This window comes from Nocardia sp. CA-119907 (assembly GCF_050955995.1).
Classification (GTDB): domain Bacteria; phylum Actinomycetota; class Actinomycetes; order Mycobacteriales; family Mycobacteriaceae; genus Nocardia.
Window position 1 is genome coordinate 5,929,650 of the sequence record NZ_CP192091.1, and the last position, 20,579, is coordinate 5,950,228.

Sequence of the window (20,579 nt, forward strand, 5' to 3'; positions counted from 1 at the left end):
TTTGCTAGATCCGACCAAGTGTCCGGACAACCGTCTAGCCATCGACGTGCGGCGCGACCACCGCAGATGCGACACCGGCACCGGATGACTACGGTCGCCCACATGGGTCCGGAAACATTCTCAGGAGGAGACGACGCCGCAACCCCGGAAGACCCCCTGGGCAAGCGGCCCCGACTACGTTTCTTCCGAGCGCCCCGCATCCCGGTCGTCAAACAGGCGGTCGACCTGCTGGTCGCCGACCGTCCGGCGACCGCGGACACCATCGTGGCCGCGCCGACGCCGCTGCAGCCGATCGATCTCACCGACGACGCCCGGGTCGCGGAGGTCCTCGACCTGGCAGTGCGCGTCGGTGAGGTCGTGCTCGCCTCGGGTACCGGTGTCATCGATACGACCACCCAGGTGCGCTTCATCGCCGCCACCTATGGCCTGTCCCGCTGCGATATCGATGTCACCTACGACGCGATAAGGATCTGGGCCGACCGCGGCCCGCAGCTGCCACCGGCCAGCACCATGCGCGTGGTGAAGTATCGGTCCCTGGACTTCACCCGCCTCGCCGCGGTCGACCGGCTCACCCGCCGCATCCGCAATGAGGTCGTACCACCGGACGTGGCTCGGACACAGCTCGACGCGATCACCTCGGCGCCGCATCCCTACCACCGGTGGATCGCCACCTTCGGCTGGTCACTGCTGGCCGCATCGATCGCGGCGCTGCTCGGCGGCGGCTGGCTCGCCGCCGCGGTCAGCTTCGGCACCACGCTGGCGATCGATCGCGCCAATCGCGTCCTGAACCGCTACGGTCTGCCGTTCTTCTTCCAGCATGTGGTGGGCGGCGCGATCGCGGCGACACCGGCGCTGCTCTTGGCGACGCTCGCGGCGACCATCGATATCGATGTCGACCCGACGCTGATCATCGCCGCCGGAATCACCGTGCTGCTCAGTGGTTTGCAACTGGTCGGTGCGGTGCAGGACGCGATAACCGGGGCACCGATCACCGCGACCGCGCGCATGCTCGAGGTGCTGATGATGACCGGCGGCATCATCGCGGGCATCGCGCTGGCACTGCGGGTCGGTGAGTTCGCCGGTGCCACGGTGCCACCGGTCTATCTCACCTCCGGCCGCGATATCACCGATCTGCCGATCAAGATCGCCGCAGGTGCGGTGGCCGCGCTGGCCTTCGCACTCGCCTGCTATGCCGAGCGCCGGGCACTGGCCGCCGCCGCGTTCGGTGGCGCGGCGGGCACGATCTGCTTTCTGCTGGTGCAGCATCTCGGCTTCGGCCCGGTGATCGCGTCGGCGGTCGCCGCGACACTGGTCGGCCTGGCCGGTGGTCTGATGGCACGCCGGTCGCTGACGCCTCCGCTGGTCGTCGCGGTCGCGGGCATTACCCCGCTGCTACCGGGTCTGAAGGTGTATCGCGGGCTCTACGCACTGCTCAATGACGAATTGCTGATCGGAGCCAATCAGGTGCTCGCCGCGGTCGGCGTCGGCTGCGCGCTCGCCGCGGGGGTAACCCTCGGCGAATGGATCGACCGGTCCGTGCGCAGGCCGCCGATCCTCAGCCGCTTCGGCTCGATCCGCAGGCCGGTCATCGTGCGCCGACGTCGCCCACCGCGCCATCCCGCACGTCGGGACACCACTCGATCTCGAGCGACGGACAAGTGGTGAGCCGGTATGGTTGTACCGGCTGGTAAGGGTGCCCGAAGCACTTGGCGATAGTGAGGTGGTTCAGGAATGTCGGACACCGTCCCGTTCTCCGCGGCGATCCGCACCGCCACCGCACAGCAGCATGACGAGGCCGAGAACTCCTCGTTCATCAGTGACATGCTCGGCGGCTCGCTCGGCATCGACTCCTACCATCGCTACACCACCCAGCTCTGGTTCATCTACCGCGCACTCGAGGGCCGCTGGAAGACCCTCGCCGATGACCCGGTCGCGGCTCCGTTCATTCGGCCGGAACTGGCCAGGACCGCGGAGCTCGAGCGCGACCTCGCCCACCTCATCGGCCCGCACTGGCGCGACGCGCTCGAAGCACTGCCCGCGACCGCCGCCTACGCCGAGCGCATCGACGAATGCGCCCGTGACTGGCCCGCGGGATATATCGCCCATCACTACACCCGGTACCTGGGCGATCTCTCCGGCGGCCAGGTCATCCGCGGCACCGCCGAAAAGCTCTGGAACCTGCCGCATCGCGGCGACGGCGTCCGCTTCTACGTCTTCGACGGCGTCGGCAATCCGGCCGCCTTCAAACGCGAATACCGCGCACTGCTCGACCAACTGCCGCTCGACGATCTCGAGCGCCGTCGGGTACTCGACGAGGGACAGCAGGCCTTCGCACTCAATACCGCGGTCTTCGCCGAACTCGCCGCCGAATTCCCGGCCCGCCGCCCCTCCTGAGCGGATACCGCGCTCGCCCCGGTCGATTCCGTGATCAGTAGGCCCCCTCGCCGCGCGCGACGGCGCCGATGGTCTTGGCGATCAACAGCAGATCCAGGATCATGGACCAGTTTTCGACATAGGACAGGTCCAGGCGCACCGAATCCTCCAGCGACAGGTTGGATCGTCCGCTCACCTGCCACAGACCGGTGACGCCCGGCTTCACCAGCAGCCTGCGCCGCATATCGCCGTCATAGGTGTCGACCTCGCGCTGCACCTGCGGGCGCGGCCCGACCACGCTCATCTCACCGCGCAGCACATTCAGGAACTGCGGCAGCTCGTCCAGGCTGAACTTGCGAATGATCTTGCCGATCGGGGTGATTCGCGGATCGTCCTTCATCTTGAAGAACACCGGATTGCCGCCATGGGATTCGATGAGTGCGGCGACCTGACGGTCCGCGTCGAGGTACATGCTGCGGAACTTGATCATCTGGAACGGCTTGCCGCCACGGCCGATTCGTTCCGAACGGTAGAACACCGGCCCGGGACTGGTCAGCTTGACCAGGATCGCAATGGCGAGCAACGCGGGCAGGATGGCGATCAGCACGCCACCGGCGAAGCACACATCGAATACCGCCTTACCGGTCGACTTCGCGCGGTCGTACTGCGGTTTGGCGATGTGCTGCATCGGCATGCCCGCGACCTGGCGGTTCGTCAATCGGGTGCCCGCGATATCGACGACACCGGGCGCGACGATCAGCTCGACACCGAGCGGGTCCAGATCCCAAGCCATTCGACGCAATTCGACCGGCCCGAGGTGATCGGTCGCCGTGACCGCGACGGTGTCGGCACCGCTGCGGCGCACCGCGTCGAGTACCGAGCGATCGTCGCCGACCACCGAGAACGATTTTCCCGACGCCCGGATCGCGTATTCGGTGGTATCGGTGCCGCCATCCGGAATACACACCCCGACAACCTGATATCCGGAGGCCGGATCGCGGGAGAACGCGGCCGCCATCGCCTGCGCCGCCTCCGCACAGCCGACCACCAGCACCGAGGTCCGGTACTCACCGTCGCGGAGCCGCCGCTGCCGGGTGTGCAGCCGCCACAGCAATCGGCTCGACATCAATCCGAGTAGACCGAGCGGCAGCGCGATCGCGAGATATCCACGCGCGAACTCGATCTGCAATATCAGCGACATGATCGCCAATGCCCCGAACAGCCGCAGGGTGGCCGAAACCAACCGGCGGTATTCTTCTGTCCCACTCCCGACCACTTGGGGCGATCGGGTATTGCACGCGGCCAGGAAGGCGAGCCAGGTGAGCGCGAGCAATGCCGAAACCACGGTGTAGCCGACCTCGTACGGCATCGGCCATGCCAGCGGCGGCGCGACGGGGCCGCCGAATCGGATCAGCTGCGCCAGGCCAACCGATGCGGCGATCACCGCGAAATCCGTTGTGGCCAAGCGCCGTACATACTCTGCCTGCCAGCGTTCGCGCTCCGAGCGCGGCAGTGTTCGGGACGGACCCGTCACGTCCAGGTCGTCATCATCGGTGAGCTCGAAGCTCATTGAACACGCACCTCCCCCTGGGAGTATTTTGTTGCCCCCGATCCCCGTCGACCGGTCCCCTCGATGCAATCTGACCGCTCGGGGTGTTCCTTCAGTCGGCGGTCAGAACGCGATTGTTACAGAACACAATCCCATTCATCTACCGAACCGAAAGGGCCGCAAAGTATTCCACGCAGTAGCCAACATTCGGACGGTCGGTTTTTTGGGCCCGTAATCGAAAGGCAACATGCGGAAAGTCGGCAGGTGGCGCACCCGCAGCCCGACCATCCGGAAGTGACGGTGGGTGCTCCACCCCCCACCGAATTGTTTGCCACTTGAATGCTACCCCTCGGAATGGCTGCAAAATCGTCCGGAAACCGCTACCCCCCAATCGATTCGGGGGGCAATACGCAAGCGATTCGTTGTAACGTCTCACTTGATCGCAGCGACGTGCTGGGCATGCCGGTAATTCGCCGGACGACCCACGCGGCAGGAGGCAGGGGCCAGGATGCGTTGTCGACTTTGTGAATCCGAGCGTCTTTCGAGCGTGCTCGACCTCGGGGCCACACCGCCGTGTGAGAAGTTTCTCGCGGCGGACGAACTCGATCTTCCGGAGCCGACGTATCCCCTCCATCTGAGGCTTTGCGATGACTGCCTGCTGTTGCAGATCCCCGCATTGATCACACCAGAGGAAACCTTTACCGAATACGCATATTTCGCATCATATTCCGATAGCTGGGTCAGGCATGCGGAAGTTTTCGTTTCCGAGGCCGTCGAAAGGCTGAGCCTGCAACCCGACTCGTTCGTGGTCGAGGTCGCGAGCAATGACGGCTACCTGCTGCGCCACGTCGTCGCCGCGGGCATACCGTGCCTCGGCATCGAGCCCTCGGTGAATGTCGGCGCGGCCGCGCGCAAGATCGGCGTGCCGACCGAAACGGCGTTCCTCGACGAGGAGTTCGCCAAGCGGATCCGCGGCCAGCACGGGCCCGCGAATCTGGTGGTCGCCAACAATGTCTACGCGCACGTCCCCGACCTGCGCGGCTTCACCCGCGCACTGCGCGAGCTGATGGCCGATGACGGCTGGCTCTCGATCGAGGTGCACCACGCGCTGAACCTGATGGAACTGGCCCAGTTCGACACCATCTACCACGAACACTTCCAGTACTACACGGTGCTCTCGGCCCAGCGTGCCCTGGCAACGGCCGGATTGGCCGTTGTGGATGTCGAACTGCTTGCTACGCACGGCGGTTCGATCCGCCTGTGGGCCCGCCCGGAGGCGGTCGCGGACGCGCCGAGCCCCCGGGTGCACGAGGTGCTGCGGCGCGAGCAGGTCGCGGGCCTGCACCGGGTCGAGGGCTACCGGCAGCTGGAGTCCAGCGCGCGGCAGGTGCGTCAGGAACTGCTGCGCTTCCTGCTCGACGCACAGGCGCAGGGCAAGCGGGTGGTCGGCTACGGCGCGCCCGGCAAGGGCAACACACTGCTCAACTATTGCGGGATCCGTCCTGACCTGCTGAGCTATACGGTCGACCGAAATCCTTATAAGCACGGGCGATTCACCCCGGGCACCCGGATCCCGATCTACCCGACCGCACGCATCGATCTCGATCGACCCGATGTGGTGCTGGTCCTGCCGTGGAACCTCGAAGCCGAGATCTCCGCACAACTGCGCCATATCGCCGAGTGGGGCGGCGAACTGGTCTATCCACTACCAACTCTGCACAGCGCGGTGCTCGGGGAATCGAATAACGCTGATACGAGGGGAAGGCACGCACGATGAAGGTTGTGCTGTTCTGCGGCGGCTATGGGATGCGCATGCGCGACGGCTCCGACATGCTCCCGAAACCCATGCAGCTGGTCGGTCCGCGGCCGCTGCTCTGGCATGTGATGCGCTACTACGCGCACTTCGGCCACAAGGATTTCATCCTGTGCCTCGGCTACGGCGCCGAGCACATCAAAGACTTCTTCCTGACCTACCAGGAGTCGGTCTCCAACGACTTCGTCATCCGCGACGGCTCGGTGGAGCTGCTGCGCACCGATATCAGCGACTGGTCGATCACCTTTGTCGACACCGGCCTGGACTCTGCCATCGGCGAGCGGCTGCGCCGGGTGCGCCCGTATCTCGAGGGCGAGCAGACCTTCCTGGCCAACTACGCCGACGTGCTCACCGACGCACCGCTGGACGAGATGATCGAGCGCTTCACCGCCTCCGGCGCGGCCGCCTCGATGATGGTGGTGCCGCCGCAGCAGTCGTTCCACTGCGTCGATATCAAGCCCAATGGCGAGGTCAAGGAGATCCGCCCGGTGTCGTCGATGCCGCTGTGGGAGAACGGCGGATACTTCGTGCTCAGCCATGAGGTGCTCGATCTGCTGCCGCCCGGCGGTGATCTGGTGGCCGACGCCTGCGGCAGGCTGGCCGGGCAGGGACGGCTCTACGGCTATCAGCATCTCGGCTTCTGGAAGCCCGCCGACACCTTCAAGGAACGCGCCGAACTCGACGCCGCGTACCGGTCCGGCATCCGGCCGTGGATGCTCTGGGAGAAACAGTTCGCATGATCGCCCTGACCACCGGGCCATTTCACGAGATCGCGGTACTCGGCGCGCACTGCGACGATATCGCGATCGGAATGGGCGCGACACTGCTCACGCTGGCGCACCGGCACCGCGGACTTCGGGTGCGCGCGCTGGTGCTCTCCGGCGCGGGCACGGTGCGCGAGGACGAGGAACGCGCCGCACTGGCCGCCTTCTGCCCCGGCGCCGAACTCGAAGTGACGGTGCTCGACCTACCCGATGGTCGCGCGCCGGCACACTGGGATCGGATCAAACAGGCGCTGGCCACCTTTCGCGCCGGCACCGAGCCGGATCTGGTCTTCGCACCGCAGCGCGGTGACGCGCACCAGGATCATCGGCTCCTCGCCGAACTCGTGCCCACCGAATTTCGCGACCATCTGACGCTCGGCTACGAGATCCTCAAATGGGAGACCGATACGCCACACCCGACCGTATTCGTTCCGATATCAACGGAATTCGCCGAGGAAAAGGCGCGGCTGCTGCAGAAGCACTACCCTTCACAAGTGGGGCGGGACTGGTTCGACGGGCAGTCGTTCACCGGTCTGTCCCGGCTGCGTGGGGTGCAATGCCGGGCTCAGCATGCCGAAGCATTCATTGTCGACAAAGTTGTCGTCGGTTTCGAGCTGTCATGAAAACTGGAGACACGGGCATGCGCGTTCTGCTCACCGGACATCAGGGTTATCTCGGCACGGTCATGGCTCCGGTGCTACGCGCCGCGGGACATGACGTGGTCGGACTCGATGCGGGATTCTTCGCCGACTGCGTTCTCGGTCGACTGCCGGGTGATCCACCCGGGCTCGCGGTCGATCTACGTGATGTGACCGTCGAGCAGCTCACCGGATTCGACGCGGTGATCCACCTCGCGGCGCTGTCCAATGATCCGCTCGGCGCACTCGATCCCGAAATCACCTATGCCATCAATCATCACGCGTCGGTGCGGCTCGCTCGGCTGGCGAAGGACGCCGGGGTGCGGCGGTTTCTGTACGCCTCGACCTGTTCGGTGTACGGCGCAGCGGGTGACGAACTCGTCACCGAGGACGCCCCGCTGCGCCCGATCACGCCCTATGCCGAGAGCAAGGTGCGCGTCGAGGACGATGTCACGGCACTCGCCGATGACGACTTCACACCTGTATTCCTGCGCAACGCAACGGCATTCGGCTTCTCGCCGCGGCTGCGCGCGGATATCGTGCTCAATAATCTGGTCGGGTACGCGGTGCTCACCGGCGAGGTCAAGGTGCTCTCCGACGGGACACCGTGGCGGCCGCTGGTGCATGCCGCCGATATCGCCGACGCCTTCGTGGCCTGTCTGACCGCGCCGGTGGCAGCGATCAACTGTCGGGCGTTCAATATCGGCACCGAGGCGAACAACCTCACCGTCGCCGATATCGCCAAGGCCGTGGTGGACGCGGTGCCGGGCTCGCGGCTGTCCATCACCGGCGAGAGCGGCGCGGACCCGAGGTCCTACCGCGTCGATTTCTCCGCTGCCCGTTCGGCTCTCGGCTACCACGCGACGTGGACGGTGGCCGCCGGGGCCGAGCAGCTGTGTCGCGAATACACCGCCAGGGGACTGACCAGTGACGACTTCTTCCACCGGTACACCCGGTTGCCGCATCTCGAGAAACTGCGACAGACCGGAGTACTCGACGCGTCGATGCGCCGGATCAGCGCCCCGGCGGCCGAGCTGCCCGCACCTTCGTGAGCAACTGCCGCCAGCTGCCCGCGGCCCGGTCGCGGGCGGAGACGACGGTAGCCGACAGCGGCCATGCGATGGCCAGATCCGGATCGTCGTAGGCGACGCCGATATCCTCGGCCGGATCGTGCGGGCGATCGATGCGGTAGCAGACGTCGGCGGTGGCGGTCAGCGCCTGGAAGCCGTGCAGGAAGCCCGGCGGCACGTACAGGTGCCGGAACTCGGTGTCGTCGAGCCGAAATGCCTGCTGGTGTCCGAAGGTCGGCGAGGTGGGCCGGATATCGACGAGGACGTCGTGCACCGCGCCGTGCGCGCAGCGCACCAGCTTCGCCTCACCCCGCCCGGACCGCCCGTGCATGCCGCGGATCACCCCGCGCGCCGAACGGGATTGCGAATCCTGTACGAACGCGGCGGCAGTTCCGGGTGCGCCGAGGTGGGCGTCGAATTCGGTGGCGTCGAAGGTGCGGGTGAACAGGCCGCGCTCGTCCCGGAAGGGTTCGGGCACCAGCACCAGGACATCGGCGAGATCGGTCTGTTCGATGCGCACCAGGCCATCGTGACATGAACGACACGGTCATGGGTCGCGGTTGCCGCGGCTGCCGCGGTACCCAACTCACCCCGGTGCTCGATCTCGGCAAGGTCCCCGCCGCCGACCACTTTCCGCTCGCCGGAAGTGCGATCGACGTCGCGGAGACCGCGCATCCGCTGCGCATGGATATGTGCCGTGACTGCGGGCTCGCGCAATTGGCCGAGGACGACACCCGCACCGAGGAGCCGCGCGGTATCGAACCGCAGGCGCTGCGCGATCAGGCCGCCGATGCCGTCGCGCGGGTCGCGCGGGCCGGATTGTTGCGCGGGCGCACCGTGCGCGAATTCGGCAGTCCGCACGGTGGGACCTGGCTGCCATTACTCGCCGAGCGTGGGTTCGCAGGCATCGACGGGGTCGCCGATGTGGTGCTGGACTGCTTCGGCATCATGCACGAACCCGATCAGCGGGCCGCCTTCGCGCAACGGGCCGCCGCCACCGCGCGGAGCGGTGTGCTGCTGCTCCAATACCACTCGCTGGCCACCATTGTCGCGGCCGGTCAGTGGAATGCGTTGCGGCACGGGCACTTCGCGTACTACTCGCTGAAGTCGTCGCGGCGGCTGCTCGAGGCGGCGGGAATGAGTGTGGCGACGGCGTGGCGGTTCGATCTGTACGGCGGCACCGTACTCATCGGTGCGGTGCACGGCGCGGTGGAACCGGATGCAGCTGTGCGCGCCATCAGCGCCACGGAGTCCGAGCACACCGACCTCGCTGCACTACAGGACCTACAGCAGACGACCGACCGGCACGCTCGGCTGTTGCGACGCTGGCTCGACGCGATGGCGGCGCGCCACCGGCGGGTCTACGCCTATGGCGCGGCCTCTCGCGCGGTCGCGCTGTTCAGCCTCGCCGGTGTGCACCGTGGGCTCGTCGCCGCGGTCGCCGATGCCTCACCCGCGAAACAGGGCCGCCGGATGCCCGGCACCGATATACCGATCATCTCGCCCGCCGAACTCGTCTCCGCCCAACCGGATTTCGTGCTGCTGACCTTGCGCGATCTGCTCCCGGAGGTCCGTGCCAGGTTTCCCGAACTCGACGGCCGCTGGATCGTCGATGACCCGGCCGGCCCCTCGGAAGGGCGGTGACATATGCCGTGAGTTCGCTGCGCCGCAGTGCGGTTCGTCGTCGGCGCCGCGCGTTTTGCTGTCAAGACATCTGTTATTGGGGAACACAAGGGGAAATACCTGATGAGGGAGAACACACTCCGTAGTCGGAGTCTGCGCGCGTTCGTTTTGGCCTCGGTAATGGCATCGGGGCTGACTTTTACCACCGGTGCCGCATCCGCGGCGATCGACAGCAGCAGTCAGATAGTCGATCGGCAGGATCGCACGGTCGAAGCGATCCAATCCGATACCCGGATCGATTTCGTGCCACCGCTGGACGGCAACCCGCTGACCCGCGAGTGGTTCCACAACGGCGAGGCCGCCTACCACGTCACCGGGCCGAACGCCCAGGACTGGTCCGGCCACATCACCATCGGCTATCAGGTCGGATACCCGGCCACGCTGAACGGGCGGCTCAGATTCCAGTGGTACACACCGGATGTCGGCGTCGATCTCGGTGGCGCCGACGGCGCGGTCCTCAAGCTCGGCGGGCTGATCCCGCGCGCGGGGGTCGAACTCGAGGTCGGCTTCGGTCCGGGCATCCAGACCTTCGAGTGCACGGGCGGTGACGTCTTCGGCGCGGAGGGCTTCATTCGGATGTCGGGCTTCCACGGCACCGTCACCGGTGTCGTCGGGCAGACCACGATTCGCCCGTTCGTTCGGGTGGTCAGCGCCAACGGTGATGCGGTCTACACCTACGGCAGGCTCTGGACGATCTGATCGAGCGGCGAAAAGCGTTGTGGTGCCCGAACTTCGGTTACCACAACGCTCCGATCAGCAGAACTCGTCGCCGATCTCGGCGAACAGTACGCGGGCATCGGCACCGAAGGTAACCGCGGCGGTGTGCAGTGTTTCTATCGCCGCGGCCAAGGGGTCGGGATCGGTCGCGTGCTCAATGGCGCCGAGCGCGAAGAAGGGGCGATGTATGGGCCCGTTGTCGAAGGGATTCGACGCCGACCGCGTTGACGGGCCGATCGTCGCGACGAGCTGGCGCGGTTCGTCCTCGGCCGCGCCGAACTCCTCCTCCTGCAGTCGGTCGAATGCGGTCGGCATGTCATCGAACGGCGCGGGGAGCGACCATCCTTCCCGCAGTGCGACCAATGCCGGTGCCACCCAGGGTCTTTCGGCGATCTCGGCCAGTTCGCAGGCCTTGACCGCACACCGATGAGCCAGCCGCCGCAGGGTCGGTTCGTCCATCGCGGCGATCGCCTCGACCAGCGGGCGATCGAAACCGGCCAGCTCCGGGGCCGAAAAGTATTCGCGCAGTTCCGGTATCGGATCACCACCCCATTGCGCGCGCTCGGCCGCCACTCGCTCCGCCGCCAGCTCGCCGACGGTCAGATATCGCGTGCCTTCGGAATCCATGACGGCGACCCACTGCGACTCCGGGTCCTCCTCGGTATCGGTTCGCTCGGGTATCGGCACATTTTCGGGAACGCCATACCCGGGCATATCCCACTGTTGGTGCGGCAGGAGGTCGCCACCGTCATCGGGCCACAACCGAATCCGCCAGATATCGCCGGGCGTGGTCGAACCCGGCCATCCGTAATTCACGAATCCGCGACCACTGACCTCGATCAGATAGTCCCCCGGCGGAACCGGACAGTCCGCCCAACCATCGGTCGGTGACGAGATACTCGATGCCCCATCGGAATCCACTCGCAGCCGAACTTCACATACCTGCTGCCACTGGTCGCGATCATGCGGCGGCCTGCCGGTCCACACCTGCACCGCGATGGACATCTCGAAATTGTTCTGATGCGGGCTCAATATCACCAGCATGGCGCCGTCTCCCGCGCACGGTTGCGCGGCTTGCGCCTGTTCGAGCAGGGCCAGTTCGGAATCCGGATCTCCGAAGCCGCCGTTCAGGTAGAACTGGCCATAATCCATCATCAGCTCGACCGTATGCTCGGCAATGCGGCTCACCCCGTTGGTCATTCGGCCATCCTGGCATGCGGCGGCCGATCTGCGAACCCGCCTATCCGGCCAACCGTTCCGCTGCGATGGCGAGATCCTTGTCGCCACGCCCGGACAGGCCGAGCACAACGATCGAGTCGGCCGGAAGGTCGCCGAGTTCGGCCAATTCGAGCAGATGGCCGACGGCATGGGCGGATTCGAGGGCGGGAATGATGCCTTCGGTGCGGGTAAGGGCGTGCAGGCCGCGCAGGGCCACGGCATCAGTGGCCGCGCGGTAGGCGACGCGACCGGTGTGCTTGAGGTAGCTGAGTTCGGGGCCGACGCCGGGATAGTCCAGGCCCGCCGCGATGCTGTGCGTCGGCGTGACCTGGCCGTCGTCGTCCTGGAGGAGATAGCTGTAGGCGCCGTCCATTTCGCCCGGACTGCCCATACTGAGCGTGGCGGCATGCTGACCCGTTTCGACACCGAGGCCCGCGGCCTCGACACCGATCAAGCGGACCGCCGGATCGTCGATGAAGGGATGGAACAGGCCGATGGCATTGCTGCCGCCGCCGACACAGGCCACCAGGTAATCCGGTAGCCGGCCTTCGGATTTCAGGATCTGGGTCCTGGTTTCCTTGCCGATCACCGTTTGCAGATCGCGCACGATCATCGGGTAGGGCGCGGGTCCGGCCGAGGTGCCGAACAGGTAGTGGGTGGTGCCGAGGTTCGAAACCCAGTCGCGCACCGATTCGCTGATCGCTTCCTTGAGCCTGCGACTGCCCGTCTCCACCGGACGTACTTCGGCGCCGAGCAGGGTCATTCGCATGACATTGGAGGCCTGTCGCCGCATATCGTGGGCGCCCATATAGATGACGCACGTCAGGCCGAGCATCGCGCACACCGTCGCGACCGCCACACCGTGCTGACCGGCACCGGTCTCGGCGATGATCCGCGTCTTACCCATCCGCTTGGCCAGCAAACCCTGTCCCAGCGCGTTGTTGATCTTGTGCGCACCGGTATGCGTCATATCCTCGCGCTTCAGATACACCCGCACCCCGGGCACCGCCAGCACTCGCGCGAAACGCGGTACCTGGTGCAACAGCGTCGGACGACCCACCCGGGTGCGCAGCAATTCGTCGAGCTCAGTGCGGAATCCGGCATCGGCGCGCGCGAGCGCATACGCCTCTTCCAGCTCCAACAGCGCGACCATCAGGCCTTCGGGAACATACCTGCCGCCGAATTCACCGAAACGCCCCCGCCCGTCCGGAAGTCGGCCCGATAGCAGGGTGTCATGCGATACATGATCAATAACCATCCACACCAACGCTTCCTACCGCGAGACCCGCCCCCTTGTTCTACTTCGTCTCGCCGGATCGCGCGCACCCGCAACGGATTAGTTAACGGTTTCTTTAGGTAGTGGATACGTCATACACCGCGCCGCAACGCGAAGTTCGATATCAGACCAGCAGATCCGGGCGCTTGCGGACGGTGGCCACCGTGCGGACCCGCAGGCGGTGCAGTGCCGCCTTCGCCAGCCGGGCGTCACCGGCCAGCACGTCGCCACGGTGGACCAGATCCGGGTAGTCATTGGCGATGCGGTGATGGAAGCGGTACATATCGGTCAGCTTGCTGACCGTGGAGGTTTGGCTGCACAGGTTGAAAGATGAATTGCGCCAAGCGGCCAGGATATCGGTCATGCCGAAGAAGACGCCGAAGGACGAGACCCGCGCGAACAAATCGACGTCCATGGGGAACACCAGATCACCGCGCAACCCGCCGACACGGTCGTAGTGCTCGCGGTAGAACATCGCCGCGGCGGTCGGGCCGAAATCCGCGGGGCCGCGGCGGACGATGGTCCGTGCCAATGTGCGCGGGGTCTGCCTGCCGAGCAGACCGGCCAAGCCGAGCCCGGTCTCCAGCACCGCCCCGTCCTCATCGATCACCTCGAAGCGACTGGAGCAGATGGCGATCGATGCTTCCGCCATCACCGCGAGCTGCGTGGTGAGCGCATCCGGGCGCAGCACATCGTCGGCGCAGACGACCTTGACCAGTTCGCCGGTGCAGGCGCGGATCGCCTTATCCCAGTTGTCACCGATATTCAGCACGGTGTCATTGCGCAATAACCGGATTCGTGGATCGTCGAAGGACTTCGCGACCTCCGCGGTGCAGTCGGTGCTCGCATTGTCCAGGACGACCAGTTCGAATTCCGCGTCCTGGTCGAGGATCGAACGCAGGGTGGTGGCGAGCGTCCGGCCGGAGTTGTAGGCGGGCACACACACCGACAGCGTCGTCACGACAATCATCCCCCTGATCGTTGCACCGGCCGAACCGGTCCGTTTTCCACCAATCCGAAGACTCGTTCCAGTCCGCTCCGGCCCGCGTCGATCTGGTCGACGGCCCGCTGTTGCAGCGGATCCCGGAGCGCAGGTGCATCGTCCCACAGCTCGTCCAGCGCCATGGTCAGTTCTTGTTCCAGTTTGGGATCATTCAGGTGCACTACCCGCAGACCGGTCCCGAACATCTGCGCCAGCCCGTGGAATTTATCGTCGTAGTACTCCGAGGCCGTGATGCCGACGGCCGGAATGCCCTGCGACAGCGCGAAGACCGCCAGATGATAGGCGCTGGTCACCAGCACCCGGCACTGCCCGACCTGCCGGGCCACATCAGCGGGGGTGCCGCCGCGACCGACCGGTGGCAGCGGCTTGGCCGCGCCAACCAGCAGCGGCAGCGTCGAGAGCCGATCCTCGGAGGCGTATTCGGAGATGATCAGCGGCACCAGTCCGGCAGCCAATTCTGCTGCCCGGGTGCGCACCACCTGCCCGACAATCCCCTGTGCCTCCAGGCTGACCTGCGCGTACTCCGCGACGCGCAGACATACTCCGATATCGGCGCCGATCCTGGCATCACGGCTGCGATAGGCGAATTCGACCGCGTCATCGCCGGTGACCAGCACCCGGTCCGACGCGACGCCGAATGTGCCGAGCAGTTCCGGGCCGCGCCGCCCCTCGCGCAAGGCCACGACGTCGACCTTCGGCAGTACCTCGGTAGCTCTCTGTACCAAATATGGGTCGCGTATCGGTCCCATCCCCTGCCCGATCAGCGCCGTCGGAATGCCGAGCGCGGATGCGTATTCCAGCAGATTCAGAGTGCGATGGGCCTGGTAGCGGTCGACATCGGTCATATAGCCGCCGCCGTTCGCGAGCACCAGCGACGCCTGTTCGACCGCCGCCGGAATCTCCACCGGAAATTCGAGTTCCGGTGCCACCGCGTGTTCCTCCGGTGCCGCGGTCTCGCTGCGACCACGGGTGCGAATCGCCCGCAGTCGGTCCTTGGGGCCGTCGGTGGTCGCCCGCCACCAGAGCGCCGCGGGGCCGACCAATTTCGTTCCGGCCGTTCGGTTCAGCAATCCCTGCCAGCCCTCGGAACCCCAGCTCCATTCGGGCCCGCAGATCGGCTCGGCCTCCGGCACGGAGGCCCGCAATACGCCCGGCTGATGGGTCAGCACGCCGATGCGCGCCCGCGGCCAACGCTCGCGGATGCGCTCGACGGTGACGACCATCATCGCGATATCGCCGCGATTGCGTAGCCAGTACTCGCCGTTCTCGATCAGTACCCGTATCTCGCGCTCGGCGATATCAACGCGCTCAGCCACAGACCCCGTGGTCCCCACTGTCCTAGTCCCTCCCGCTAGTCCCCCGCGGGTCGGTCCGTGCCGGGCACGAACTCGATGTGAAATCTACCGCACCCGAGGGATGTCGGCCACTTCGCTAATCCGTTGGGCGCTTGGCTATCTGGCCGTTATAGACCGCACGCAAAGATGCCCCGGCGAAGTCGGCGCAATAGTCGATGAGATCGTCGATCGGCACGTCGAGACGACCGCCCTGTTTCTCGACGATCACCCGCTCCAGCATGCCCACCACCGACAGCGCGAAGATATCGATGATCTCCGCGGGCGGCCGATCATCCGGACGCGCCTGGGTGGCCGTGGCCGCGACCAAACGGGCGAAGCGCCACAGCGCTTCTCGCATCCGAGGTTCGGCCCCGGCCGCGGCCGGTTCGACGAAGACGATGCGCAGCTTGCGTGGATCCTGCGCCAGCGCACTGAGATAGGTGCCGATACCGGCGCGCAGCTTGCGGGTGCCGCGTGCCTGTGTGGCCTCGACCGCGGCGGCCACCGCCGCGAACAACTCGTCGATGACCTGGTCGAAGACCGCGGCGAACAGTTCCCTATTTCCTGCGAACGATTCGTAGAAGTACCGGTCGGTCAACCCGGCCGCGCGGCACAGATCCTTCACGCCCGTCGCCGCGTACCCGCGCGTGCCGAACAGCTCCAGTCCGGCTTCGAGGAGTTTGCCGCGCCGCGCCGCGACTCGATCCTCCGCACCCACACCGCCGTAGGTCCGCACCGGGCGTCGCTGCATCGTCATCTTCGCATTGTCTCCCATGCGGAACCGGCGATCTGCTAAATATGACGATCAGGATCGTCAGATTTAGGGGATGCGCAGTGACAACTCGAGATCGGGACAACCAAGTCAGCAGGCGCACACTGTTGCGCGGCGCGGCCATGGTGGCGGGCACCGCGGGATGGGCGGCATCGACCGCGAACGCCACGGCGCTGTCCGCACCACGCCGCCGAAACGGCCCGGCGCGCAATACCGTCGCGGTGCTCGGCGCTGGCATCGGCGGTCTGACCGCGGCCCACGAACTGGCCGAGCGCGGATTCGCGGTGACCGTCTTCGATCGCAAGGAACTCGGCGGCAAATCCCGCACGATCCCGCTGCCCGGCACCGGCGTCGGCGGCCGGGCGCCACTACCGGGCGAACACGGCGCGCGCGGGTTCACCTCGTTCTATCACCACGTGCACGATACGATGCGCCGCATTCCGCTGCCGGAAACCCGGAAATCGGTGTACGACAACCTGATTCCATTCTCGGTGAGCGATCCCCGCTATCCGCGCTCGGGCGATCTGCCCGATGGTTTCCCGCTCATGTTCGGGTTCTACTTCGATCCCGCGCAGGCGCTCACGCCGGAGGGATTGCAGCGCATCCTGGTCGAGGTGTTCATGAAGAACAACCTCGTTCCGCTGCCCGAGGCTATATATATGGCCGGACGCGTCGTCACCTATCTGACCTCGAGTGAGGAGCGCCGCTTCGGCCAGTGGGAGCACGTCAGCTGGTGGGACTATGTGGGCGCGGCACAGCGATCCGCGCAGTTCCAAGCGTTGGCCGCCACCGGTCTGACGCGCGCGCTGGTGGCCGCCAAGGAGTACGTGGCCAGCACCAGGACCATGGGCAACATGATGGAGGGCTTCTTCATCGCACTGCTGCAGGAACTGACCGGCGGCCCGAAGGTCTACGAGGTGCTCAACGGCCCGACCAATGAGGCCTGGCTCGATCCGTGGATCGCGCTATTGGAAAGCCTCGGTGTGCAATTCCGGCCCGGACACGCACTCGAGGAATTCGTGGTGACCGGCGGTCGCATCGGCGGCGCGCGCATCCGCCGCCCGAATGGTGCGACGGAGCTGTTCGACGCGGATTGGTATGTGTGCGCGGTACCCACCGATCGGGCGCGGCGGCTCTGGTCACCGGAGATCCGCGCCTTGGATCCGGGACTCGGCCGCATGGACGCGCTCACCGTCGACTGGATGAACGGCATCCAGATGTTCGTCACCGAAAAGCTGGACCTCGGCAAGGGCTACAACATCTACCTCGACGCACCGTGGCGGCTGACCTCCTATACCCAGCGCGCGTTCTGGAATGTCGACTACGCCGCGAAATACGGCGACGGATCGATCGTCGACGGTCTCACCATCGATATCGCCGACTGGGACACTCCGGGCATCCTGTTCGGCAAGACGGCCAAAGAGTGCACCCGGGCGGAGATCTACCAGGAGACCTGGGCCCAGATGACCGCGGCACTCAACGATGACGGCAGAATTCAGCTGCCGGAGGGCATCGTTCGCGAGTGGATGCTCGATCCCGGCATCACGTGGGTTGACGGCCGGAATGTCAATGATGAACCGCTGCTGGTGAATACGATCGGGTCCTGGGCCGATCGACCGACCGCGCAGACGCGGATTCCGAATCTCTTCCTCGCCGCCGACTACGTTCGGACCAATTTCGATCTCGCCACCATGGAGGGCGCGAACGAGGCGGGCCGCACCGCGGTGAACGCACTGCTGGACGCATCCGGCTCCGGCGCTACCCGCGCCGAGCTATTCACCCGCGATTCGATTCCGGCCTTCGAACCGTTCCGGCAACTGGATGCCGCGCGCTACCGGGCCGGGCAACCGAATCTGTTCGATCTCGGCTAGCGACCGCCGGCGATGGTCCAAGTGTCGGCCGACCGCCGGCAAACTGGTCATTCGCCCTGATCAAAGTTGATCTCGTCGACCGACTCAGCGCACCCGAAGCGCCTACACTATTGCGCGGGAAGCGAGTTCAGGTGGCGGACTCGCCCCATCATCGCCAGGAGTAGGGGGCCGCGATGACGGCAGCAACCGGGGCACTGCGTGTGCATATGACAGGATCCGAATGGTTCTCCGCGGCCCCCGGCGGACTCAATCGGTACTTCACCGAACTGTTTCACGCACTCGCGCGGCAACCGGGGGCAGCGGTATCGGCGGCCGCGTTCGGTGCGGTCGCCCCCGACGACCCGCCCGGCGCGCGATCATGGGGGCGAACCGGCGGTTCGACCATTGCTCGGGCCCGCACCGCATTTATGGAGCGGGCCGAACTGCACCGCGCGGATGTGCTGGATCGACACTTCGCGCTCTACGGTCCGGCGGCCCGAACCCGCGGCGGCCGGGTGCCGCTGGTCGTGCACTTCCACGGACCATGGGCCGCCGAGAGCAGACTCACCGGACAGCATGAACTCGGCGCGCGGGCGAAGTACATGATCGAGCGGATCCGCTACGCGGGCGCGGACCGATTCGTGGTGCTGTCCAGCCACTTTCGCGACGTGCTCAGCCTCGACTATCGGGTGCCCGCCGACCGGATCCGGGTCATCCCGCCCGGTGTCGATCTGACGCGTTTCCGCGCCTCGCCGATACCGGCCGGTACCCATCGGACCGTCCTGTGTGTGCGCAGGCTCGAACGCCGTATGGGCATCGATACCCTCCTGCGCTGCTGGCCGGGCGTGGTCGCCGAACATCCCGATGCCCGCCTGGTCCTGGTCGGAACCGGTGGCGCCGAAGCCGAATTGCGTGCCCAGGCCGCCCGCGCCGGACTGGGCGATTCGGTCGCCTTCGCGGGCAATGTCGATGACCAGCAGCTCACCGGGCACTATGAGCAGGCCGAATTCACCGTTGTCCCGACCACGGCGCTGGAAGGATTCGGGCTCATCGCCCTGGAATCCCTGGCCGCAGGGCGGGCCCCGATCGTCACCGATTGCGGCGGACTGCCGGATTCGGTACGCGGACTGGATCCTTCACTGATCGTGCCCGCTCGCGATGCCGACGCACTTGGCGCGCGAATTGTGGCCGCACTCAACGCCACGCTGCCCACGCCCGAGCAATGCCGCTCGCACGCAGAAACTTTCTCGTGGGATGTCACAGCGAAGCGCCATCTCACGATGTATCAGGAATTAAGGCGATGACCCCATCGAGGACGACCAAGGCCCTCTTCCTAGCGCATACCGCGGCGCCCTCCGGTGCCGAACTGGCGACGCTGCGGTTGCTGGCCGCGCTGCGCGCGATGCGGCTCATCGACGTGGCACAGATCTATACGGAGGACGGCCCGATGGTCGAACGCATGCGGGCGCGCGGGGTCGATACCCGTATGCTGCGTGGCGCTTTCGACAGCCGCGCCATGACCATCGGGTCCGGACCGCTGCGCCTGCTCGCCGGATTCGTGGCACTGCTGCGGCTGGGCTGGACGCTCGGCGCGACCGCCCGCGAACTCGGCGCCGACGTGCTCGTCGCCGAGAGCACCAAGGCGTTGGTGATGGGGTCGGTGGCGGCGCGGCGCGCGGGCATTCCGCTGGTATGGCAGGTACACGACCGGATCGCGGTGGATTACTTCGGGCGACTGCCGACCATGGTCATCCAGCTGCTCGGCAGACTGATGGCGCGCGGCTATATTGCCAACAGTCGAACCACATTGCACACCTTGTGGATCGGACGCCGCCCCGCGGTAGTGGCCTACCCGGGTGTGGAATTCGGCGACGACACCGAGCGCGCACCACAACGCGCACCGACCGAAACAGTGCTCGCCGCCGTCGGCAGGCTGACGCCGTGGAAGGGCCAGGACGTGCTGCTGCGCGCGATCGCGGCGGCGAAAGTGCCACCGCGGCAGGTCTTCGTCATCGGCGGCACCTTCTTCGATGAGGAGCCCTACCGCGCCGAACTCGAACGGATGGCGACCGAACTCGAGCTGCCGGTGACCTTCACCGGACACGTCGAGGATCCCGGCAACTATCTGCGCGACGCCGATATCCTGGTGCACTCCTCGGTGCTCGCCGAACCATTCGGACAGGTCGTGGTCGAGGGCATGCACGCGGGCTGCGCGGTCATCGCGTCCGGTCCGGGCGGACCCGCCGAGATCGTCGAATCCGGCGTCAACGGATTGCTCGTCGACGGCGGCGACCAGCACCAGCTCACCACCGCACTCGACACCCTCATCGGCGACCCGGCTCTGCGCACCCGCCTCGCTACGGCCGGCCGCACTCGAGCCGGCGACTTCGACATCGAGAAATCGGCGCGCACCGTCGCCGCTTTCCTCGACTCCATAACCACCCAACGCAACAACGCTGTGTTGAATCGGCGGCGCTCGCGGGTCCCAACGTGGCTACGCTCCGCTACCTCCTCCGCGC

17 protein-coding genes and 1 pseudogene are annotated in these 20,579 nt (G+C 66.2%); 11 read left to right on the forward strand and 7 right to left on the reverse strand.

Annotated elements, in window-relative coordinates:
- Positions 1-198: 198 nt before the first annotated feature.
- Together ACQP2D_RS26155 and ACQP2D_RS26160 are read left to right on the forward strand one after the other, a co-directional pair.
- Positions 199-1,665: a threonine/serine ThrE exporter family protein gene (locus ACQP2D_RS26155; RefSeq protein WP_433685767.1), complete on the forward strand. Its 1,467-nt coding sequence runs from the start codon at positions 199-201 to the stop codon at positions 1,663-1,665.
- A 66-nt stretch (positions 1,666-1,731) separates the two neighbouring features.
- The gene (locus ACQP2D_RS26160) at positions 1,732-2,394 is read left to right on the forward strand and encodes a heme oxygenase (biliverdin-producing) (protein WP_433678557.1); all 663 of its coding nucleotides are present in this window, start codon (positions 1,732-1,734) and stop codon (positions 2,392-2,394) included.
- A 34-nt stretch (positions 2,395-2,428) separates the two neighbouring features.
- Here the strand turns inward: ACQP2D_RS26160 and ACQP2D_RS26165 are convergent, their stop codons facing one another.
- The gene (locus ACQP2D_RS26165; RefSeq protein WP_433678558.1) at positions 2,429-3,943 is read right to left on the reverse strand and encodes a sugar transferase; all 1,515 of its coding nucleotides are present in this window, start codon (positions 3,941-3,943) and stop codon (positions 2,429-2,431) included.
- 487 nt (positions 3,944-4,430) lie between these two features.
- On the opposite strand from ACQP2D_RS26165, the gene ACQP2D_RS26170 reads away from it, so the two are divergent.
- From ACQP2D_RS26170 to ACQP2D_RS26185, 4 genes are read left to right on the forward strand one after another with little or no spacing between them, the layout of a single operon-like run.
- Entirely contained in the window at positions 4,431-5,699 is a 1,269-nt protein-coding gene (locus tag ACQP2D_RS26170) for a class I SAM-dependent methyltransferase (protein WP_433678559.1), read from the forward strand.
- Positions 5,696-6,475, forward strand: a complete 780-nt coding sequence (locus ACQP2D_RS26175) for a glucose-1-phosphate cytidylyltransferase (protein WP_433678560.1) — start codon at positions 5,696-5,698, stop codon at positions 6,473-6,475. The genes ACQP2D_RS26170 and ACQP2D_RS26175 overlap by 4 nt, the downstream gene beginning before the upstream one ends.
- Positions 6,472-7,122 carry a PIG-L deacetylase family protein gene (locus ACQP2D_RS26180; RefSeq protein WP_433678561.1) on the forward strand — a complete coding sequence of 217 codons (651 nt, stop codon included), beginning with the start codon at positions 6,472-6,474 and terminating at the stop codon, positions 7,120-7,122. The genes ACQP2D_RS26175 and ACQP2D_RS26180 overlap by 4 nt, the downstream gene beginning before the upstream one ends.
- A 17-nt stretch (positions 7,123-7,139) precedes the next feature.
- Positions 7,140-8,189, forward strand: coding sequence for an NAD-dependent epimerase/dehydratase family protein (locus ACQP2D_RS26185; RefSeq protein WP_433685768.1), 1,050 nt, complete (start codon positions 7,140-7,142; stop codon positions 8,187-8,189).
- Here the strand turns inward: ACQP2D_RS26185 and rfbC are convergent.
- A complete protein-coding gene (rfbC, locus tag ACQP2D_RS26190) occupies positions 8,152-8,727 on the reverse strand; it encodes a dTDP-4-dehydrorhamnose 3,5-epimerase (RefSeq protein WP_433678562.1) in 576 nt (191 codons plus the stop codon). The two genes, ACQP2D_RS26185 and rfbC, sit on opposite strands and share 38 nt — an antisense overlap.
- Positions 8,728-8,741: 14 nt before the next feature.
- On the opposite strand from rfbC, the gene ACQP2D_RS26195 reads away from it, so the two are divergent.
- Both ACQP2D_RS26195 and ACQP2D_RS26200 read left to right on the forward strand, forming a co-directional pair.
- Positions 8,742-9,851 (forward strand): class I SAM-dependent methyltransferase, encoded by a 1,110-nt coding sequence (locus ACQP2D_RS26195; protein ID WP_433678563.1) that lies wholly within the window; start codon positions 8,742-8,744, stop codon positions 9,849-9,851.
- Between the two features lie 102 nt (positions 9,852-9,953).
- Positions 9,954-10,589 carry an MspA family porin gene (locus ACQP2D_RS26200; RefSeq protein WP_433678564.1) on the forward strand — a complete coding sequence of 212 codons (636 nt, stop codon included), beginning with the start codon at positions 9,954-9,956 and terminating at the stop codon, positions 10,587-10,589.
- Between the two features lie 54 nt (positions 10,590-10,643).
- Here ACQP2D_RS26200 and ACQP2D_RS26205 read toward each other — a convergent pair whose 3' ends face one another.
- The 5 genes from ACQP2D_RS26205 to ACQP2D_RS26225 all read right to left on the reverse strand — a co-directional run bounded on the left by ACQP2D_RS26205 (position 10,644) and on the right by ACQP2D_RS26225 (position 16,195).
- The gene (locus ACQP2D_RS26205; protein ID WP_433678565.1) at positions 10,644-11,807 is read right to left on the reverse strand and encodes a hypothetical protein; all 1,164 of its coding nucleotides are present in this window, start codon (positions 11,805-11,807) and stop codon (positions 10,644-10,646) included.
- A 40-nt stretch (positions 11,808-11,847) separates the two neighbouring features.
- A complete protein-coding gene (gene trpB, locus ACQP2D_RS26210) occupies positions 11,848-13,083 on the reverse strand; it encodes a tryptophan synthase subunit beta (RefSeq protein WP_433678566.1) in 1,236 nt (411 codons plus the stop codon).
- A 142-nt stretch (positions 13,084-13,225) separates the two neighbouring features.
- On the reverse strand, positions 13,226-14,071 hold the full coding sequence (locus tag ACQP2D_RS26215) for a glycosyltransferase family 2 protein (protein WP_433678567.1): 846 nt from the start codon (positions 14,069-14,071) through the stop codon (positions 13,226-13,228).
- Positions 14,068-15,420: a polysaccharide pyruvyl transferase family protein gene (locus ACQP2D_RS26220; protein WP_433678568.1), complete on the reverse strand. Its 1,353-nt coding sequence runs from the start codon at positions 15,418-15,420 to the stop codon at positions 14,068-14,070. Before ACQP2D_RS26220 ends, ACQP2D_RS26215 begins: the two co-directional genes overlap by 4 nt.
- A 115-nt stretch (positions 15,421-15,535) precedes the next feature.
- The gene (locus ACQP2D_RS26225; protein ID WP_433678569.1) at positions 15,536-16,195 is read right to left on the reverse strand and encodes a TetR/AcrR family transcriptional regulator; all 660 of its coding nucleotides are present in this window, start codon (positions 16,193-16,195) and stop codon (positions 15,536-15,538) included.
- A 77-nt stretch (positions 16,196-16,272) separates the two neighbouring features.
- Here ACQP2D_RS26225 and ACQP2D_RS26230 point away from each other — a divergent pair, with 77 nt between their 5' ends.
- From ACQP2D_RS26230 to ACQP2D_RS26240, 3 genes and pseudogenes are all read left to right on the forward strand, one after another.
- Positions 16,273-18,081, forward strand: coding sequence for an FAD-dependent oxidoreductase (locus ACQP2D_RS26230; RefSeq protein ID WP_433678570.1), 1,809 nt, complete (start codon positions 16,273-16,275; stop codon positions 18,079-18,081).
- 206 nt (positions 18,082-18,287) lie between these two features.
- Entirely contained in the window at positions 18,288-19,364 is a 1,077-nt protein-coding gene (locus ACQP2D_RS26235) for a glycosyltransferase family 4 protein (protein ID WP_433685769.1), read from the forward strand.
- Positions 19,361-20,539, forward strand: a pseudogene (locus ACQP2D_RS26240) (glycosyltransferase family 4 protein); the annotation flags it as partial. The gene ACQP2D_RS26235 and the pseudogene ACQP2D_RS26240, both read left to right, overlap by 4 nt.
- Positions 20,540-20,579 lie beyond the last annotated feature (40 nt).

Excerpts from the sequence above, each read along its gene's own strand:
- ACQP2D_RS26200 (WP_433678564.1), top strand. The coding sequence starts at position 9,954 with ATGAGGGAGAACACACTCCGTAGTCGGAGTCTGCGCGCGTTCGTTTTG.
- ACQP2D_RS26175 (WP_433678560.1), top strand. The coding sequence starts at position 5,696 with ATGAAGGTTGTGCTGTTCTGCGGCGGCTATGGGATGCGCATGCGCGAC.
- ACQP2D_RS26205 (WP_433678565.1), bottom strand. The coding sequence starts at position 11,807 with ATGACCAACGGGGTGAGCCGCATTGCCGAGCATACGGTCGAGCTGATG.
- ACQP2D_RS26235 (WP_433685769.1), top strand. The coding sequence starts at position 18,288 with ATGACAGGATCCGAATGGTTCTCCGCGGCCCCCGGCGGACTCAATCGG.
- ACQP2D_RS26165 (WP_433678558.1), bottom strand. The coding sequence starts at position 3,943 with ATGAGCTTCGAGCTCACCGATGATGACGACCTGGACGTGACGGGTCCG.
- ACQP2D_RS26160 (WP_433678557.1), top strand. The coding sequence starts at position 1,732 with ATGTCGGACACCGTCCCGTTCTCCGCGGCGATCCGCACCGCCACCGCA.
- ACQP2D_RS26225 (WP_433678569.1), bottom strand. The coding sequence starts at position 16,195 with ATGACGATGCAGCGACGCCCGGTGCGGACCTACGGCGGTGTGGGTGCG.
- ACQP2D_RS26215 (WP_433678567.1), bottom strand. The coding sequence starts at position 14,071 with ATGATTGTCGTGACGACGCTGTCGGTGTGTGTGCCCGCCTACAACTCC.
- ACQP2D_RS26170 (WP_433678559.1), top strand. The coding sequence starts at position 4,431 with ATGCGTTGTCGACTTTGTGAATCCGAGCGTCTTTCGAGCGTGCTCGAC.
- ACQP2D_RS26195 (WP_433678563.1), top strand. The coding sequence starts at position 8,742 with ATGAACGACACGGTCATGGGTCGCGGTTGCCGCGGCTGCCGCGGTACC.
- ACQP2D_RS26180 (WP_433678561.1), top strand. The coding sequence starts at position 6,472 with ATGATCGCCCTGACCACCGGGCCATTTCACGAGATCGCGGTACTCGGC.
- ACQP2D_RS26185 (WP_433685768.1), top strand. The coding sequence starts at position 7,140 with ATGCGCGTTCTGCTCACCGGACATCAGGGTTATCTCGGCACGGTCATG.
- trpB (WP_433678566.1), bottom strand. The coding sequence starts at position 13,083 with ATGGTTATTGATCATGTATCGCATGACACCCTGCTATCGGGCCGACTT.